Raw genomic sequence first — 16,997 nt, 5'->3', positions numbered from 1 at the left:
CTCCTTTCGAGGACACCGCCGTTCCCACCATCGGAAGGGGTGTTGCGATGCATCCGTTGTCCTCCCGTTTCTCCAGCCGTCCGAGCGCGACCGGTCTCTACCGTCCAGAGGACGAGCACGACGCCTGCGGCGTCGCCCTGGTCGCCACGTTGCGCCGGAAGCCCGGTCACGACATCGTCGCGGGCGCGCTCACCGCGCTCGAGAACCTGGACCACCGCGGGGCCGTGGGCGCGGAGGAGAGCACCGGCGACGGGGCCGGCATCCTCCTGCAGATGCCCGATGCGCTCCAGCGCGCGATCGCTCCGGCTCCCCTGCCTGAGCTCGGCGCCTATGCGACCGGCATCGGCTTCCTCCCGCAGCACGCCGCGGTCCGCGCCGCCGAGCAGCGCCGCTTCGTCGAGATCGCGCAGGAGGAGGGTCTGCAGGTCCTCGGCTGGCGCGACGTCCCCGTGGTCGACGGGCTCGTGGGCCCCTCCGCCCGGGCGACCCAGCCGTTCTTCGCCCAGCCCTTCCTCGTGGACGCCGCCGGAGAGCGCAGCGGCCTCGATCTCGAGCGCGCTGTCTTCGCCGTGCGCCGCCGCAGCGAGCATGAGCTGCAGACCTACTTCCCGTCGCTGTCCACGCGCACCCTCGTCTACAAGGGGCAGCTGACCACCGGCCAGCTGGGCGCCTTCTTCCCCGATCTGCGCGATCCCCGCTGCGAGAGCATGCTCGCGATCGTCCACTCGCGCTTCTCCACGAACACCTTCCCCTCCTGGCCGCTCGCGCATCCCTTCCGCGCCCTCGCCCACAACGGCGAGATCAACACCGTCGGCGGGAACCGCAACCGTCTGCGCGCGGCGGAGGGCCGGATGGCGACCACGGCCTTCGGCGAGGACTTCGCGCGCCTGCTGCCGGTGAGCTCGACCGGTGCCTCCGACTCCGCGAGCCTCGACGAGATCCTCGAGCTGCTCCACCTCTCGGGCCGCTCGCTCCCGCACGCGCTCATGATGCTCGTCCCGGAGCCGTGGGAGAACGACACCACCATGGACCCCGAGCTGCGCGGCTTCTACGAGTTCCACGCCGCCCTGCAGGAGCCGTGGGACGGACCCGCTGCCCTCGTGTTCACCGATGGCACGCAGGCCGGCGCCAAGCTCGACCGCAACGGTCTGCGTCCCCTGCGCTACTGGGTCGGCGAGGACGGGCTCGTGGTCCTCGGCTCGGAGGCCGGTCTGCTGCCGATGGAGCCCGAGCGGATCGCCGCCAAGGGGCGCGTCGCCCCGGGGGAGATCTTCCTCGTCGACACCGCGCAGGGCCGCATCATCGACTCCGAGGAGGTCGTCGCGGAGGTCGTGGGCCAGCATCCCTGGCGCGCCTGGGTCGCGGAGCAGCAGGTGCGCCTCGCGGATCTGCCCGAGCGCGAGCACGTCTCCCACTCCCGTGCCTCCGTCGTGCGCCGACAGCAGACCTTCGGGTACACGGAGGAGGAGCTGCGGATCCTCATCGCGCCGATGGCCGCCAAGGGTGCCGAGCCGCTCGGGGCGATGGGCACCGACACGCCCATCGCCGTGCTCTCCGACCGTCCCCGTCTGCTGTTCGACTACTTCACCCAGGCCTTCGCGCAGGTCACCAACCCGCCCCTGGACTCGATCCGCGAGGCGGTCGTGACCAGCCTCGGCGTCAGCGTCGGCGAGTCCCGCAACCTGCTGGACGCGACCCCGCAGCATGCCCGGCAGCTCGCGCTCGACTTCCCCGTCATCGACAACGACGAGCTCGCCAAGATCCTCAGCATCGCGGCGAACCCGGCGACCGCCGACTTCCACGCGGTGCGCCTGCGCGGGCTCTACCCCGTCGCCGGCGGCGCCGAGTCCCTCGCCTCCCGGCTCGCGGAGCTGTGCGAGGAGGCGGCCCGAGCGGTCGAGGACGGCGCCACCTTCCTCGTGCTCTCGGACCGGGATTCCAACGCGGCCCTCGCCCCGATCCCCAGCCTCCTGCTCACCAGCACGATCCACCACCACCTGGTGCGCGCGGGTCTGCGCACCCGGGCCGCCCTCCTGGTCGAGGCCGGGGACGTCCGCGAGGTCCACCACGTCGCCCTGCTCATCGGCTACGGGGCGAGCGCCGTGAACCCGTATCTCGCGATGGAGAGCGCCGAGGACCTCGTCGCCCGCGACGTCGTCGGCGGGGTGAGCGTCGACGAGGCCGTCCATCACCTGATCCACGGACTCGGCAAGGGCGTCCTGAAGATCATGTCGAAGATGGGCATCTCCACGGTCGCCTCCTACCGGGGCAGCCAGATGTTCGAGGCGGTGGGGCTGTCCACCGCCCTCGTGGACGCGTACTTCCCCGGCACGACCTCCCGGATCGAGGGCATCGGCCTGGACACGATCGCCCAGGAGGTCGCGGCTCGGCACGCGCTGGCCTACCCCGTCGAGGGGATGGCGCCCGCGCATCGTCGCCTGCCCGTGGGAGGCGAGTACCAGTGGCGCCGCGAGGGCGAGCCGCACCTGTTCACCCCCGAGTCCGTGTTCCGTCTCCAGCACTCGACGCGCACCCGGCGCTACGAGGAGTTCCGCACCTACACCGACCAGGTCGACGACCAGTCGGCGCGGCTCATGACCCTGCGGGGCCTGCTGCGCCTGCGCACCGAGCAGGCCGTGCCCGTGCCGCTCGAGGAGGTCGAACCCGTCGCCGACATCGTGCGCCGCTTCATGACGGGGGCGATGAGCTACGGCTCCATCTCCCAGGAGGCGCACGAGACGCTCGCGATCGCGATGAACCGTCTCGGCGGCATGTCCAACTCCGGAGAGGGCGGCGAGGACCCCGAGCGCCTCCACGATCCGGAGCGGCGCAGCGCCATCAAGCAGATCGCCTCCGGCCGCTTCGGCGTCACCAGCGAGTACCTCACCTTCGCCCGCGACATCCAGATCAAGATGGCACAGGGCGCCAAGCCCGGCGAGGGAGGTCAGCTGCCGCCGCAGAAGGTGTACCCGTGGATCGCGCGGACCCGGCACTCGACGCCGGGCATCGGCCTCATCTCGCCGCCGCCCCACCACGACATCTACTCGATCGAGGACCTCGCCCAGCTGATCCACGACGCGAAGTCCGCGAACCCCGCGGCCCGCATCCACGTCAAGCTCGTCTCCCGTTTCGGGGTCGGCACCGTGGCCGCCGGGGTGTCCAAGGCGCACGCCGACGTGGTGCTCGTCTCGGGACACGACGGCGGCACCGGTGCGAGCCCCCTGAACTCCCTCAAGCACGCCGGCACCCCCTGGGAGCTGGGCCTCGCCGAGACCCAGCAGACGCTGCTGCTGAACGGACTGCGGGACCGCATCACGGTGCAGGTCGACGGCCAGATGAAGACCGGTCGCGACGTCGTCATCGCGGCGCTGCTGGGAGCCGAGGAGTTCGGCTTCGCGACGGCTCCGCTCGTCGTCTCGGGCTGCATCATGATGCGCGTGTGCCACCTCGACACGTGCCCGGTGGGCGTGGCCACGCAGAACCCGGAGCTGCGGGAGCGCTTCACCGGCACGCCCGAGTTCGTCATCACCTTCTTCGAGTTCATCGCCGAGCAGGTGCGCGAGCATCTCGCGGCCCTCGGCCTGCGCTCGATCGACGAGGCCGTGGGCCGCATCGACCTCCTGGACGCGGAGGCGGCGCACCGGCACTTCAAGCAGGAGGGCCTGGACCTCACCCCGATCCTCGCCGCGCCCGTCGTCCACGAGGGCGACTTCCCGCGCCGCCGCCGGGGCCAGGACCATGCGCTCGAGCATGCCGCGGACGTCGACTGGATCGCCGCAGCCGCCCCGGCCCTCGAGGACGGCGAGCCCGTGCTCATCGCGGGGGAGCTGCGCAACACCCAGCGCACCGCCGGCACGCTGCTCGGGCACGAGGTCACCCGCCGCCACCGCGGCGAGGGGCTGCCCGAGGACACCATCCGGTTGCAGCTGCGCGGCACCGGAGGCCAGTCCCTGGGCGCCTTCCTCCCGGCCGGCATCACCATGGAGCTGACCGGCGACGCCAACGACTACGTCGGCAAGGGCCTCTCCGGCGGGATCATCGCCATCGGCCACGGCACGGGAACGCCCGCCTCGCGGGCCTCCGCGGTCATCGCCGGCAACACCTGCGCCTATGGCGCGACCAGCGGACGCCTCCTGCTGGGCGGCGCCGCGGGGGAGAGGTTCGGGGTCCGCAACTCCGGGGCGACACTGGTCGTCGAGGGCATCGGCGACCACGGTGCCGAGTACATGACCGGCGGTGCGATCATCGTGCTGGGGCCGACGGGACGCAACCTCGGGGCCGGCATGAGCGGCGGCACCCTGTTCGTTCTCGACCTCGACCCCGCCCGCATCAATCCGGAGGACCTGCCGGGCTTCGAGATCGGCCCGGTGCGCGCCGAGCACCGGGACTTCGTCCTGGAGGCGGTGCGCGAGCACGCCCGCCGCACCGGCTCCGACCGCGCCGCCGATCTGCTGACCGACGAGGACGCTCTGCTCGCGCGGCTGAACGCGATCGTCCCCCGTGAGTTCCTGCGGGTGACGGCGCTGCGATCCGATGCCCTCGCCGCAGGCATCGACCCCGATTCCCACGAGGTGTGGAACATGATCCTGGAGGGCTCCCGTGGCTGATCCGCGCGGATTTCTGAAGAACCGCTCCCGCGAGCTCCCCGAGCGTCGCCCCGTCCCGCTGCGCCTCATGGACTGGCGCGAGGTCTACGAGGTGCGCGAAAAGGGGCAGCTGGGCTTCGTCTCCCGGCAGGCGGGACGCTGCATGGACTGCGGCATCCCCTTCTGCCACCAGGGCTGCCCGCTGGGCAACTTGATCCCCGAATGGAACGAGCTGGTCTACCGGGAGGACTGGCACGAGGCGAGCGAGCGTCTCCACGCGACCAACAACTTCCCGGAGTTCACCGGCCGCGCCTGCCCGGCCCCGTGCGAGTCCAGCTGCGTGCTGGGGATCAACCAGCCGCCGGTGACGATCAAGAACGTGGAGGTGTCGATCGTCGAGAAGGCCTTCGACCAGGGCTGGATCACCCCGATCGAGCCGACGCGCCAGACGGGCCGCTCGGTCGCCGTGATCGGCTCGGGCCCCGCGGGCCTCGCCGCCGCCCAGCAGCTGACCCGCGCGGGCCACACCGTGGTCGTGTTCGAGAAGTCGGACCGCATCGGCGGCCTGCTGCGCTACGGCATCCCGGAGTTCAAGCTCGAGAAGCGGTTCGTCGAGCGTCGGCTCGCGCAGATGGAGGCCGAGGGCACCCGCTTCCGCACCGGCGTCGACGTGGGCGGCACGGGGGAGGGAGCGGTGAGCATTGAGAGCCTGCGCTCCCGCTTCGACGCTGTCGTGCTGGCGATCGGGGCCTCGGTCCCGCGGGACCTGCCCGTGGCCGGCCGCGAGGCGGAGGGCATCCACGTGGCGATGGAGTACCTGACCGAGGCGAACCGCGCCGTCGAGGGCGACGTCCTCGAGGCGCCGATCGACGCGGAGGGCAAGGACGTCATCATCATCGGCGGCGGCGACACCGGCGCGGACTGCCTGGGCACGGCCCTGCGGCAGGGCGCCCGCTCCGTGACGACGCTTGCGATCGGTGTGCAGCCGCCCGAGGAGCGGGACGCCCGGCGCCACCCCTGGCCCACGCACCCCGTGCTGCTGGAGGTCTCCGGGTCGCACGAGGAGGGGGGCGAGCGCTCCTATCTCGCCTCGACCACCGGCTTCGAGACCGATGAGGAAGGCCGCGTCGCGGGCATCCGCGTCGCGCGCACCCGCTTCGAGGACGGCCGCCGCGTGCCGACGCCCGGAACCGAGCAGGTGCTGCCTGCGCAGCTGGTCCTCATCGCGATGGGCTTCGCAGGCCCGCAGACCGCCGGTCTCGTCTCGGACCTCGGACTCGAGGTCGACGCGCGCGGTGCGATCCGGCACGACCGGGACTGGTCGACCTCGGCGCCGGGGATCTTCACGGCCGGCGACTGCGCCCGAGGTCAGAGCCTGATCGTGTGGGCGATCGCGGAGGGCCGCTCCTGCGCGGCGGCGGTCGACGCATACCTCATGGGCGCCTCGCCGCTGCCCGCTCCGGTGCAGCCGGGTGAGTTGCCGATTACACTGTGAGCGGATCTCGGTGCTGCGACCCTTCGACCCGGCGCGCCTCCGTACGCGCCGGTCGGAGGGCGCGCCCGCTCAAGCGACTACTACAGATGGGTTGTCATGCGTAAAGCGAAGATCGTCTGCACTCTCGGGCCTGCGACGAACACCTACGAGCAGATCCGGACTCTCATCGAGTCCGGGATGAACGTGGCCCGGATGAACCTGAGCCATGGCACCCACGACGACCACGAGAAGGTCTACGCGAACATCCGGCGCGCGGCCGAGGACCTGGGCCGCAACGTCGCCGTGCTGGTGGACCTGCAGGGCCCCAAGATCCGGCTCGGGAAGTTCTCCGACGGCAAGCACGAGCTCGAGGTCGGCGACAGCTTCGTCATCACGACCGAGGACATCCCCGGCACCCGGGAGCGCGTCTCCACGACGTTCAAGGGCCTGCCGGGCGACTGCCGGCCCGGCGATGTCCTGCTGATCGACGACGGCAAGGTGTCCGTGCGCGTCACCGAGGTCACCGACACCGATGTCCGCACCGTGGTCGAGGTCCCCGGGCCGGTCTCCGACTCCAAGGGCATCAACCTGCCGGGCGTCGCCGTGTCCGTCCCCGCCATGAGCGAGAAGGACATCGACGACCTGCGCTGGGGCCTGCGGCTGGGCGCGGACCTGATCGCGCTGTCCTTCGTGCGCGATGCGCACGACATGGACGACGTGCTGCGCATCATGCATGAGGAGGAGCGCCGCGTCCCGGTCATCGCGAAGATCGAGAAGCCTCAGGCCGTCCGGGCGCTGCGCCAGATCGTCGGCGCCTTCGACGGGATCATGGTCGCCCGCGGGGACCTCGGCGTCGAGCTTCCCCTCGAGCAGGTCCCGCTGGTCCAGAAGCGCGCGATCGAGCTGGCCCGCCGCAACGCCAAGCCCGTCATCGTCGCGACCCAGGTGCTCGAGTCGATGATCGAGGCGCCCCGGCCCACCCGCGCCGAGGCCTCCGACTGCGCCAACGCGATCCTCGACGGCGCGGACGCGGTCATGCTCTCGGGCGAGACGAGCGTGGGCGCGTACCCCTTCGAGGCGGTCCGCACGATGGCCCGCATCATCACCAACACGGAGGAGAACGGCGCCGACCGGATCATGCCGCTGGGCACGATCCCCCATACCCGCGGCGGCGCGATCACGCGCGCGGCCGCCGAGATCGGCGACCAGCTCTCCGCGCAGTATCTGGTGACCTTCACGGAGTCCGGCGACACCGCCCGGCGCCTGGCCCGCATCCGTCCCACCATCCCCCTGCTCGCGCTGACCCCGTACGAGCACGTGCGCCACCAGCTGTCCCTGTCCTGGGGCATCGAGGCGCAGCTCGTGCCGATGCAGCGCGACACCGACGAGATGGTCCGCGTCGTCGACGAGCTGCTGCGCGAGCAGAAGGGTCTGCAGCCCGGCGATCTCGTGATCATCGCCGCCGGCTCGCCCCCCGGCGTCCACGGCTCGACCAATACGCTGCGTGTGCACCGCATCGGCGACCTCGACGGCACCGAGTCCGCCCGCATCGAGGCCGACCGCATCGCGCAGGGCCCGCAGGACATCTGAGATCCACCCCGACGGGGGCTCTCCGCGGTCGCGGAGAGCCCCTCGGGGTCTGCGGCGCCCATTCCTGTTGCGGCGGAGGAGGGCCCTCACCGCCGAGCCGCTGAGGCCCGAATGTCGGGATGTCCGGACGCTCGAGGCTGGATCGGCGACCGCGGCGCAGCTTCACCTGCCTGGGCGAACCTCCGGAGTACGCCATGCGTGGATGGTGCCCCGACGCTTGTGCCAAGCCCGGGTAGCGTGGGCCTTTGGATGGTTCCAGGTGCGCATCGTCAGGCGATGCCAGCTCTCCTTGGATTTCGCTCTCATCCGGTGATGAGCGAGCGCGAGCCCGGGAGGACTCTTTCGACCGCCTCGTCGAGTGGCCTGCGCAGCGCGAACTCATCGGCGATGTCACGGGACTCGCGGTCCTGGACGCAGGGTGTGGGAACGGGGCGAAGATCTCTCAGCTGGCCGAGGAGGGTGCGTCGGCCGCGATCGGCGTCGACATCAGCGCTCATCTCCCGCCCCCTTGTCCGGGAGTGGAGCTCCTTCAGGCGGACCTCTCCGATCTGGCTGCAATGCCCGAGCTCTCCGGCAGATCATTCGACCGGATTCTCTTCCTGCAGTCGATCGGCTATGCCCCCGACGGGGCTGCGGCGTTGCGCTCCGCGAAGCAGATGCTTACGCCGGACGGCGTCATCATCGTTACCCGGACGCAGCCCGTGCGGTACGCCGTCGAGCGCGCGGAGCAGACGCGCGGAGCAGAACGGAACTACGTTGGGGAGGAGTACTTCTCAACGGAGGCGTTCCCGTACCGTCACGCGGCATGGGACGAGGGCGTGACGCTCATGAAGAAGCCGTACACGATGTCAGATCTTCTCAATATGTTCAGTGCAGCCGGACTATGGCTCGAGGCCACCGTCGAACCTCAGCTGTCGGTCGAGCAGGCCCTCCGGTACCCGCAAAAGCAGGCGGCGCTGAACCGGCATCTCGGCATCCTGCTGTTCAGACTGCGCCCTCTACCGACGGTCACCTCCTCAGACATGGAGCCTGCCTCGTTGCGGCCCGTTCGCATCCGACGGAACTCGCCACCGCGACGGAGGGGCCCAGGCGTCTCCGGGGCGCCGGATCAGCTGATCGGGAGCGCGCGCAGCACCGGCCAGGCTGCCCCGAGCAAGGCGAGCGCCGCGTAGGCGCCCAGGATCGCGCATAGCGCCCATTCGCGGACGCTGCCGGCATCGCCCAGGACGGGGAGCGCTACGTTCCCGCTGCGATGCCACAGCACGCCGGCGGCCCGTCCGGGCCGCAGCACGAGCGGCCACAGCGGGAAGGGGATGCCGCGAGTCGTCAGCAGGTCCCCGAGCAGATGTGAGAGGCAGCCGATCCCCACCGCGAGCGGCAGCCAGAGCGTGGTCTCCGGCGCGAGCACGCCGATCCCGGCCCCCGCCGCGAGGCCGATCGCCCAGGGCAGGACATGTCCGTCGACGACGCGCAGCGCGCTCACCCCGAGGACGGTCATCCCCGCGACCAGCAGCGCTGCGCCCAGCTGGATCTGCCCGAGTACGGGCACGCGCAGAGACGCGTCCGCCGCGGAGACTCCGGCCGCGATCGCCGTCACCACGAGCACGGCCAGCGGGGTGTGCGTCGCGCCTCGATGCCCGGCGGCCGCACCGACCGACCGGCTCAGCAGGCGCGAGAGGAGGCCGCCGGAGCGCGCGAGGGTCGCTCCGGGGTGGTCGATGTCTGGCAACAGCGCCGCACCGGTCGCGACGACCGCGCCGGCGAGCACCTCAGCGGGGGAGAGGTCCGCGAGCCCGAGCCCGAGAGGACGCCCGGCCACCTCGGCGCTGCCCACCACGGCCATCCAGGCGGCCGTCCCGGTGACGGCGTGATGGCCGCCCATCATCGGGCGGCTCCGGGGAGAGCGGCGGGACGGGAGGAGGCGGCAGGACCGGCGGCATCGGAGAGACGCGGCCCCGGTCGCGGGGCGTCGGAGCAGTGCATCCCGCATATCTACCGCGGGGCGGGGACAGACGGGCGCCGCCGCGGCCCGCGCAGGCAGGGCGCCGAGCCGGTGGCGAGACGCATGCCACGTCCCGTGGTCCGCGAGACGGCCGTGCGATGACGGGTGCCCCTCCCGGGACTCGAACCCGGACGCCTCTCGGCATCGACTTTTGAGGTCGACGTGTCTGCCATTCCACCACAGGGGCGTGCAGCGGAGGCTCGGCGCTCCGGCACGGCACCAGCCTATCGGCTGCGCGGCCGGGGCGCCCGCGGGAGGATGCTCACGTGATCATGCCGACCAGGTCGTTCGCGAGCATGCCTGCACTAGGATGAGCGCGGAAGACATCTGCTCCCGCCCGGCGGCGACCCGTGCATCCCGCACTCCTGCCGCGACCCGGGGCAGGGAGCCATGCGAGACGGACAGGGTGACATGAACGACGAATCACTGAACGAGCCCACCATCGACCCCCGGAGCGCGGGGGATGACGCTCCTCGCCGTCGCGCCGTCGTCGCGGAGGACGAGAGCCTCATCCGGATGGATATCGTCGAGACCCTCACGGAGGCCGGCTTCGACGTCGTCGCCGCGGTGGGCGACGGCGCCTCCGCGATCGAGAAGACGCGGGAGCTGCGCCCGGACATCGTCGTCATGGACGTGAAGATGCCGCAGACCGACGGCGTCACCGCGGCGGAGAAGATCGGCGAGGAGAACCTGGCCCCCGTCGTCATGCTCACCGCCTTCTCGCAGGCCGAGCTCGTCGAGCGCGCCCGGGACGCGGGCGCGATGGCCTACGTCGTCAAGCCCTTCACCCCGGCGGACCTGCTGCCCGCGATCGAGATCGCCATGTCCCGCTACGCGCAGATCGTGCAGCTCGAGGCCGATATCGCGGACCTCGGCGAGCGGTTCGAGACCCGCAAGCGGGTGGACCGGGCCAAGGGGCTGCTGCAGTCGAACATGGGGCTGTCGGAGCCGGAGGCCTTCCGCTGGATCCAGAAGACCTCGATGGATCGCCGCCTGACGATGCGCGAGGTCGCGGACGCCGTCGTCGACCAGCTGGGTGCCGGCAAGGACTGAGCCGACCCTGCGGGGACGGCGGAGGGAGGACCGGCGGTGAGCCTGACCCGTCGTCGCGCCCTCGCGTCCCTGGGCGTCTCGGCGCTCGGTGCGGGCGCCCTCGCGGCCTGCACTCCGATCGGTCGTCGGGGCCGGAGCACCACGCCGCCGCCCACGGCCTCGGACCGCACGGCGCCGACGAGTCCGCTCGTGATCGGGAGCATCGGGTCCGGCTTCGGGGAGCCCGGCCAGGTCGAGACCCAGATCCGGCTCGCGGTGGGCGAGGCGGTCGAGCGCATCAACACGGTCGACGGGGGTCTGTTCGGGCAGGACGTCGAGCTCGTCGAGCGCATCGTGCTGGAGGAGCCCGGCGACGACCCCGCCGAGCAGATCGAGGCCCTCGCCGCGCAGGGCGTCCAGGTCCTGGTCTCCTCCCTCGAGGACGCGCAGCTCATCGCGGCGCTGCCGACGATCGTCGCGCGGGGGATGGCGGTGCTGTGCCCGTGGTCGTCCTCGAAGGCCGTGCGCGAGCAGGCGGAGGCGAGCGGGCTCCTGTTCCGCCTGGTGCCCCCCGACGAGGCGATCGCCGCCGCGCACGTCGAGGCCGCTCTCACGAGCCCGCCCAAGGGCACGACCCCCGGGACCGTCTTCTACGTCGCCCCGGACACGACGGCCGGTCGCAGCCTCCGGGCGGAGCTGGAGCTGCAGCTCAACCCCGCCGGCGGCACGCTCCTCGAGCCCGTCCTCTACCCGCCGGGGGAGCCGCTCGCGGTCGCGGACATCGCCGCACGGGTCCTCGCAGCGCCCCCGGCGCTTCTGATCCTGCAGGGCGGTCCCGAATGCGGACCTCTCGCGAGCGCCGTCCACGAGGGGACCAAGGACGCCTCCGGGCGATCGCAGGTGAGCATCCGCACCCGGATGGGCCCTGCGGCCTCGGTCGACTACTCCCGGGCCTCGCTGCCGGCGGAGTCCCTGTCCGATGCGGAGGGTACGGTGCCCGGCGCCCTGCTCAGCACCGGAGACTTCGCCGACATCATGCTGAACCTGGACACGACCCTCGTCAGCGAGGGCTTCGCCTTCGGGCAGCAGGCCTATGACGCCGTGGTGATCGCCTGCCTCGCCGCGCAGCGCGCCCTGAGCATCGTGGGGTCGGAGATCGCCGCCGAGGTGCCCGCGGTCCTGACGGGGAGCTCCGCCTGCGAGGCGTACTACGACTGCCGGCAGCTCCTGTCCGAGGGGTCCGATGTCGCCTACAGCGGCATGTCCGGGCAGCTCGAGCTGGATTCGGTCGGAGATCTCCGCAGCGGGGAGCTGCGCCGGATCACCTGGGACGAGACCGGGGCCCGGGTGATCGGCGACTCGACGACCCGCTTCACCCGGCCGGGCTGAGCCCCGGCGGGCAGGCGGCGGTCCGGGCTGGGACCGGCTCAGGAGGGTCGCGGCGCGAGCAGCATGGTGCTCACCGTGACCGTCGAGAGCAGCGCGCCGGACTCGTCGGAGATCTCGACCAGGTAGCTCGCGACCTGCCGTCCCCGGTGCAGCGCCCGGCAGGCGGCGGTGACGACGCCGGAGCGCGCGGAGCGGTGATGGACCGCGGAGACCGAGGTCCCCACCGCCTGCGCCCCCTCGCCGTGCACCGCACGGGCCTGCAGGATGGCGGCCATCGATGCGACCGATTCCGCGAGCGCGATGGTCGCCCCGCCGTGCAGCAGGCCGGCGGGCTGCGTGTTGCCCTCCACGGGCATCGTCATGACCCCGCCCTCCGCGTCCAGGGACAGGATCTCCATCTCCGTGCGCTCGATCAGGGTGCCCCGGACGGCCCGGCGCATGGCCTCGAGGACGTCGGAGTCGGGGGCGGGGCCGGGCCTGGCATGTGAGGGCATGGGGACAGGGTGCCACACGTGAGCTCGCCGGGGGCCTCCCGGGATGTCGGCGGGTCATGGGAGACTTCCCCCATGAGCGCGAACGACCTGAACGGCCAGAGGATCCTGCTGATCGACGGACATGCGATGGCGTTTCGCGCCTTCTTCGCCCTGCCCGCGGACCGCTTCACCGACGGGCGCGGGCAGTCGACCAACGCCGTCTACGGCTTCACCCGGATGATCTTCACCGTGGTCGCATCGGAGCGTCCCAGCCACGTGGTGGTCGCCTTCGACCTGCCGGGGGGGACGTTCCGCGATCGCATCTACGACCAGTACAAGGGCGGCCGCGAGGTGACGCCTCCGCAGTTCCACGGGCAGATCGGCCTGATCCAGCAGGTGCTCGACGCGCTCGGCATCACCTGGCTCACCGTCCCGGACTACGAGGCGGACGACATCATCGCGACCCTCGCGACGCGGGCGCGCGCCGAGGGCGGGGAGGCGCTCGTCGTCACGAGCGACCGCGATGCGATCCAGCTGGTGGGCGAGGGCGTCACGCTGCTGCAGCCCGTCAAGGGAGTGACCGAGATGCGGCGCATGGACGCGGCGGCGGTGCTGGAGAAGTACCAGGTGCCGCCGGAGCGCTACTCCGACCTCGCGGCGCTGGTCGGCGAGAGCGCGGACAACCTCCCGGGCGTGCCCGGCGTGGGACCGAAGACCGCGGCGAAGTGGATCACCGCCTACGGCGACCTCGACGGCGTGCTCGACCACGCCGAGGAGATCGGCGGCAAGGCCGGCGCAGCCCTGCGCGAGAACATCGAGGCCGTGCGGCGCAACCGGCTCATGAACGCGGCCGTCCTGGACCTGGATCTGCCCGCCGACGCCTCCGGCTTCGCCCTGGGGCGCGGCGACCGGGAGAAGGCCCTCGCCGTCTTCGACGAGCTCGCCTTCGGCGACACCACGCGGCGCGATCTCCCCGAGATCCTCCTGGCCGACGGCGGCGCGGAGGCCGAGCCCGCCGCGGAGGCCGAGCCCGATCTCCCCCTGGACACGGGGGAGGACCTGCGCGCCCTGCTCGCCGCGGCGCCCTTCGAGCTCGCCCTCGAGACGGCCGATGACGTCCGCGCCGGCGCCCTGCTGGGCCTGGCGGCGGCGGGTCGCCGCGGAGCCCTCGTGCTCGAGCAGCTCGACGAGGAGGCCTCGGCCGCGCTCGGGGAGGTCCTCACCGCGGCCGAGCGGATCCATGTCGCCGACCTCCCCTCGGCGCGGGAGTGGATGCAGGCGCAGGGATACGCGCTGGGGGAGCAGGCGCACGACCTCTCCCTCGAGGCCTTCGTCCTGCGCCCCGGATCCCGCAGCTACGATGCCGAGAGCCTCGGCAGCACGCTGCTGGGCCACGTGGCGGAGCCGCGGCCGCGCAAGCCCACCGCCGCGAGCCTCGCGAAGGAGGCCCCCGAGGTCCGCGCCGAGCATGTCGAGCGGGCCCGCGCCCGCGTCGCCGCCGCCGCGGCGATGCTGCTGCCGGTCGCCGCGGAGCTGTCCGCACAGCTCGGGGACGCGCCCTGGGCTCGTCGCCTGCTCGACACCCTCGAGGTGCCGCTGCAGGCCACGCTGGAGACCCTTCACGAGCGCGGGATCGCGATCGATCAGGGGACCCTCGCGCAGCTGCGCGAGGAGTTCGACGGCTTCGTCGCCCAGGCGCGGCGCGAGGCCGGTGCGCTCGTGGGGGAGGAGGTCAACCTCTCCTCCCCGAAGCAGCTCCAGGTCGTCCTGTTCGAGACCCTCGCACTGCCCAAGACCCGGAAGATCGCCTCGGGCTACACGACCGACGCCGAGTCGCTCGTGGACCTCCAGTTGAGCCTGCCCGTCGAATCACCGGGCCACGAGTTCCTCTCCTGGCTGCTGCGGTTCCGCGAGATGAGCAAGCTGACCGGATATCTCGTGGGACTCGACGCCGCGGTGGACGCCTCCTCGCGGGTGCACACCACCTTCCAGCAGACGGCCGCTGCGACGGGCCGTCTCGCCTCGACGGATCCGAACCTCCAGAACATCCCGGTGCGCACCGCCGAGGGCCGCCGGATCCGCGAGGTCTTCGCCGCCGGCGAGGGCTTCGAGTCCCTCCTGACCGCGGACTACTCCCAGATCGAGATGCGGATCATGGCGCATCTCTCGGAGGACGAGGGGCTCATCGAGGCCTTCCGCTCCGGGGAGGACCTGCACCGCTTCGTGGCCTCGCGGGTCTTCGACGTCGCGCCCGACGACGTCGACTCCGCCATGCGGTCCAAGACGAAGGCCGTCAGCTACGGCCTCGCCTACGGGCTCTCCGCCTTCGGCCTCTCGCGACAGCTCCGCATCAGCCAGGCGGAGGCCACCGCGCTGCGCGACGGCTACTTCGAGCGCTTCGGCGGAGTGCGCGACTACCTCCGCAGCAGCGTCGAGCGGGCCCGCGAGACCGGATACACCGAGACGATCCTCGGGCGGCGCCGCTATCTCCCGGACCTCACGAGCGACAACCGCCAGCGTCGGGAGAACGCCGAGCGGGTGGCCCTGAACTCCCCGATCCAGGGAAGCGCCGCCGACATCATCAAGCTCGCGATGCTCGCCGTCGAGAAGGACATGCGCGAGGCCGGGCTGTCCTCGAGGATGCTCCTGCAGGTCCATGACGAGCTCGTCATCGAGGTCGCCCCGGGCGAGCTCGAGCAGGTGCGGGGCATCGTGGTCGAGGGCATGGACGGCGCCTACGAGCTGTCCGTTCCCCTCGAGGTCGGGGTCGGCGTGGGCCGGACCTGGCTCGACGCCGCCCACTGAGGCGCCCCGCGGGCCGACCGCGAATTCCCTCGTGCCCCGGGCCGCGGCCTGCTATGCTTGTCGGGTCTGTGCGCAGACCGCGCCGGATGCACGTCCTTGCACCTACTCATTCCTGTTCCTACGGAGTTCCGACCTACATGACCGACACCACCACCCCTCAGATCGCCATCAACGACATCGGCACGGCCGAAGATCTCATGGCCGCCATCGATTCGACCATCAAGTACTTCAACGATGGCGACATCGTCGAGGGCACCGTGGTGAAGGTCGACCGCGACGAGGTCCTGCTCGACATCGGCTACAAGACCGAGGGCGTCATCCCGTCCCGCGAGCTCTCCATCAAGCATGACGTCGACCCCTCCGAGGTCGTCGAGGTCGGCGACGAGGTCGAGGCCCTGGTCCTCCAGAAGGAGGACAAGGAGGGTCGCCTGATCCTGTCCAAGAAGCGCGCCCAGTACGAGCGCGCCTGGGGCACGATCGAGCAGATCAAGGAGGACGAGGGCGTCGTCACCGGTCACGTCATCGAGGTCGTCAAGGGCGGCCTCATCGTCGACATCGGCCTGCGCGGCTTCCTCCCCGCCTCCCTCGTCGAGATGCGCCGCGTCCGCGACCTGCAGCCGTACGTCGGCCAGGAGATCGAGGCCAAGATCATCGAGCTCGACAAGAACCGCAACAACGTGGTCCTCTCGCGTCGCGCCTACCTGGAGGAGACCCAGTCCGCGGTCCGCTCCGACTTCCTGCAGACCCTGCAGAAGGGCCAGGTCCGCGAGGGCGTCGTGTCCTCGATCGTCAACTTCGGCGCCTTCGTCGACCTGGGCGGCGTGGACGGCCTCGTGCACGTCTCCGAGCTGTCCTGGAAGCACATCGACCACCCGTCCGAGGTCGTCGAGGTCGGCACCAAGGTCAAGGTCGAGGTCCTGGACGTCGACATGGACCGCGAGCGCGTCTCCCTGTCGCTGAAGGCGACCCAGGAGGACCCGTGGCAGCTGTTCGCGCGCACCCACGCCATCGGCGAGGTCGTGCCCGGCAAGGTCACCAAGCTCGTCCCCTTCGGCGCCTTCGTGCGTGTCGAGGACGGCATCGAGGGCCTCGTGCACATCTCCGAGCTGGCCGTGCGCCACGTGGATCTGCCCGAGCAGGTCGTCACCGTCGACCAGGACGTCTTCGTCAAGGTCATCGACATCGATCTCGAGCGTCGCCGCATCTCGCTCTCGCTCAAGCAGGCCAACGAGGGCGTCGACCCCGAGGGCGACGACACCACCTTCGACCCGGCCCTCTACGGCATGGCTGCGGAGTACGACGCCAACGGCGAGTACAAGTACCCCGAGGGCTTCGACCCGGAGACCAACGAGTGGCTCGAGGGCTACGACGCGCAGCGCGAGGAGTGGGAGGGCCAGTACGCGGCCGCCTACGAGCGCTGGACCGCGCACAAGGCCCAGGTCGCCGAGGCGCTCAAGGCCGACGAGGAGTCCGCCTCGACCGGCGGCCAGACCGAGTCGCCCGCCGCTCCGGCGCAGGCCTCCTACCAGTCGAGCTCCTCGGACGAGGGCACCCTCGCCTCCGACGAGGCCCTGGCCGCTCTGCGCGCCAAGCTGACCGGCAACTGATCCGGCCGGCGTCCCGCCCCGGGCGGGACGCCAGCCGAC

General features: G+C 71.6%; 11 protein-coding genes and 1 tRNA gene. 8 read left to right on the top strand and 4 right to left on the bottom strand.

Translation table 11 applies throughout. The features are described 5' to 3' along the window. The first annotated feature begins 47 nt into the window (after positions 1 to 47). The 3 genes from gltB (at position 48) to pyk (ending at position 7,650) form a co-directional block, all read left to right on the top strand. On the top strand, positions 48 to 4,607 hold the full coding sequence (gene gltB / locus ACFFF6_RS12815; RefSeq protein WP_376981300.1) for a glutamate synthase large subunit: 4,560 nt from the start codon (positions 48 to 50) through the stop codon (positions 4,605 to 4,607). Beyond that, positions 4,600 to 6,081, top strand: a complete 1,482-nt coding sequence (locus ACFFF6_RS12810; RefSeq protein WP_376981298.1) for a glutamate synthase subunit beta — start codon at positions 4,600 to 4,602, stop codon at positions 6,079 to 6,081. The genes gltB and ACFFF6_RS12810 overlap by 8 nt, the downstream gene beginning before the upstream one ends. 96 nt (positions 6,082 to 6,177) lie before the next feature. Beyond that, positions 6,178 to 7,650, top strand: a complete 1,473-nt coding sequence (gene pyk / locus ACFFF6_RS12805; RefSeq protein WP_376981296.1) for a pyruvate kinase — start codon at positions 6,178 to 6,180, stop codon at positions 7,648 to 7,650. A gap of 302 nt (positions 7,651 to 7,952) precedes the next feature. On the opposite strand, the gene ACFFF6_RS12800 is transcribed toward pyk, so the two are convergent. Continuing rightward, positions 7,953 to 8,147 (bottom strand): hypothetical protein, encoded by a 195-nt coding sequence (locus ACFFF6_RS12800; protein ID WP_376981351.1) that lies wholly within the window; start codon positions 8,145 to 8,147, stop codon positions 7,953 to 7,955. Here ACFFF6_RS12800 and ACFFF6_RS12795 point away from each other — a divergent pair. Further along, the gene (locus ACFFF6_RS12795; RefSeq protein ID WP_376981348.1) at positions 8,058 to 8,822 is read left to right on the top strand and encodes a class I SAM-dependent methyltransferase; all 765 of its coding nucleotides are present in this window, start codon (positions 8,058 to 8,060) and stop codon (positions 8,820 to 8,822) included. The two genes, ACFFF6_RS12800 and ACFFF6_RS12795, sit on opposite strands and share 90 nt — an antisense overlap. On the opposite strand, the gene ACFFF6_RS12790 is transcribed toward ACFFF6_RS12795, so the two are convergent. Together ACFFF6_RS12790 and ACFFF6_RS12785 are read right to left on the bottom strand one after the other, a co-directional pair. Further along, a complete protein-coding gene (locus ACFFF6_RS12790; protein WP_376981294.1) occupies positions 8,759 to 9,535 on the bottom strand; it encodes a metal-dependent hydrolase in 777 nt (258 codons plus the stop codon). The genes ACFFF6_RS12795 and ACFFF6_RS12790 overlap by 64 nt on opposite strands. A 223-nt stretch (positions 9,536 to 9,758) precedes the next feature. Beyond that, positions 9,759 to 9,839 (bottom strand) — tRNA-Leu (locus tag ACFFF6_RS12785). Positions 9,840 to 10,063: 224 nt separating this feature from the next. Here ACFFF6_RS12785 and ACFFF6_RS12780 point away from each other — a divergent pair. After that, positions 10,064 to 10,705: an ANTAR domain-containing response regulator gene (locus ACFFF6_RS12780; protein ID WP_376981292.1), complete on the top strand. Its 642-nt coding sequence runs from the start codon at positions 10,064 to 10,066 to the stop codon at positions 10,703 to 10,705. A gap of 36 nt (positions 10,706 to 10,741) precedes the next feature. Beyond that, the gene (locus ACFFF6_RS12775) at positions 10,742 to 12,073 is read left to right on the top strand and encodes an ABC transporter substrate-binding protein (RefSeq protein WP_376981290.1); all 1,332 of its coding nucleotides are present in this window, start codon (positions 10,742 to 10,744) and stop codon (positions 12,071 to 12,073) included. Between the two features lie 38 nt (positions 12,074 to 12,111). On the opposite strand, the gene ACFFF6_RS12770 is transcribed toward ACFFF6_RS12775, so the two are convergent. After that, positions 12,112 to 12,567, bottom strand: coding sequence for a hotdog fold thioesterase (locus tag ACFFF6_RS12770; RefSeq protein WP_376981288.1), 456 nt, complete (start codon positions 12,565 to 12,567; stop codon positions 12,112 to 12,114). A 72-nt stretch (positions 12,568 to 12,639) separates the two neighbouring features. On the opposite strand from ACFFF6_RS12770, the gene polA reads away from it, so the two are divergent. Together polA and rpsA are read left to right on the top strand one after the other, a co-directional pair. Beyond that, complete coding sequence (polA, locus tag ACFFF6_RS12765; protein WP_376981286.1) at positions 12,640 to 15,351, top strand: DNA polymerase I; 2,712 nt, start codon at positions 12,640 to 12,642, stop codon at positions 15,349 to 15,351. Between the two features lie 137 nt (positions 15,352 to 15,488). After that, positions 15,489 to 16,958: a 30S ribosomal protein S1 gene (gene rpsA / locus ACFFF6_RS12760; protein WP_376981285.1), complete on the top strand. Its 1,470-nt coding sequence runs from the start codon at positions 15,489 to 15,491 to the stop codon at positions 16,956 to 16,958. Positions 16,959 to 16,997: the final 39 nt, after the last annotated feature.

The organism is Brachybacterium hainanense (assembly GCF_042434575.1).
Lineage (GTDB): Bacteria > Actinomycetota > Actinomycetes > Actinomycetales > Dermabacteraceae > Brachybacterium > Brachybacterium hainanense.
The sequence above is the reverse complement of the archived record's forward strand: the minus strand, read 5'-3'. Positions and strand labels throughout refer to the sequence as shown.

Coding starts and splice junctions, on each gene's coding strand:
- gltB (WP_376981300.1), top strand. CDS start 48: ATGCATCCGTTGTCCTCCCGTTTCTCCAGCCGTCCGAGCGCGACCGGT.
- ACFFF6_RS12780 (WP_376981292.1), top strand. CDS start 10,064: ATGAACGACGAATCACTGAACGAGCCCACCATCGACCCCCGGAGCGCG.
- polA (WP_376981286.1), top strand. CDS start 12,640: ATGAGCGCGAACGACCTGAACGGCCAGAGGATCCTGCTGATCGACGGA.
- ACFFF6_RS12770 (WP_376981288.1), bottom strand. CDS start 12,567: ATGCCCTCACATGCCAGGCCCGGCCCCGCCCCCGACTCCGACGTCCTC.
- ACFFF6_RS12790 (WP_376981294.1), bottom strand. CDS start 9,535: ATGATGGGCGGCCATCACGCCGTCACCGGGACGGCCGCCTGGATGGCC.
- rpsA (WP_376981285.1), top strand. CDS start 15,489: ATGACCGACACCACCACCCCTCAGATCGCCATCAACGACATCGGCACG.
- pyk (WP_376981296.1), top strand. CDS start 6,178: ATGCGTAAAGCGAAGATCGTCTGCACTCTCGGGCCTGCGACGAACACC.
- ACFFF6_RS12800 (WP_376981351.1), bottom strand. CDS start 8,147: ATGAGCGCTGATGTCGACGCCGATCGCGGCCGACGCACCCTCCTCGGC.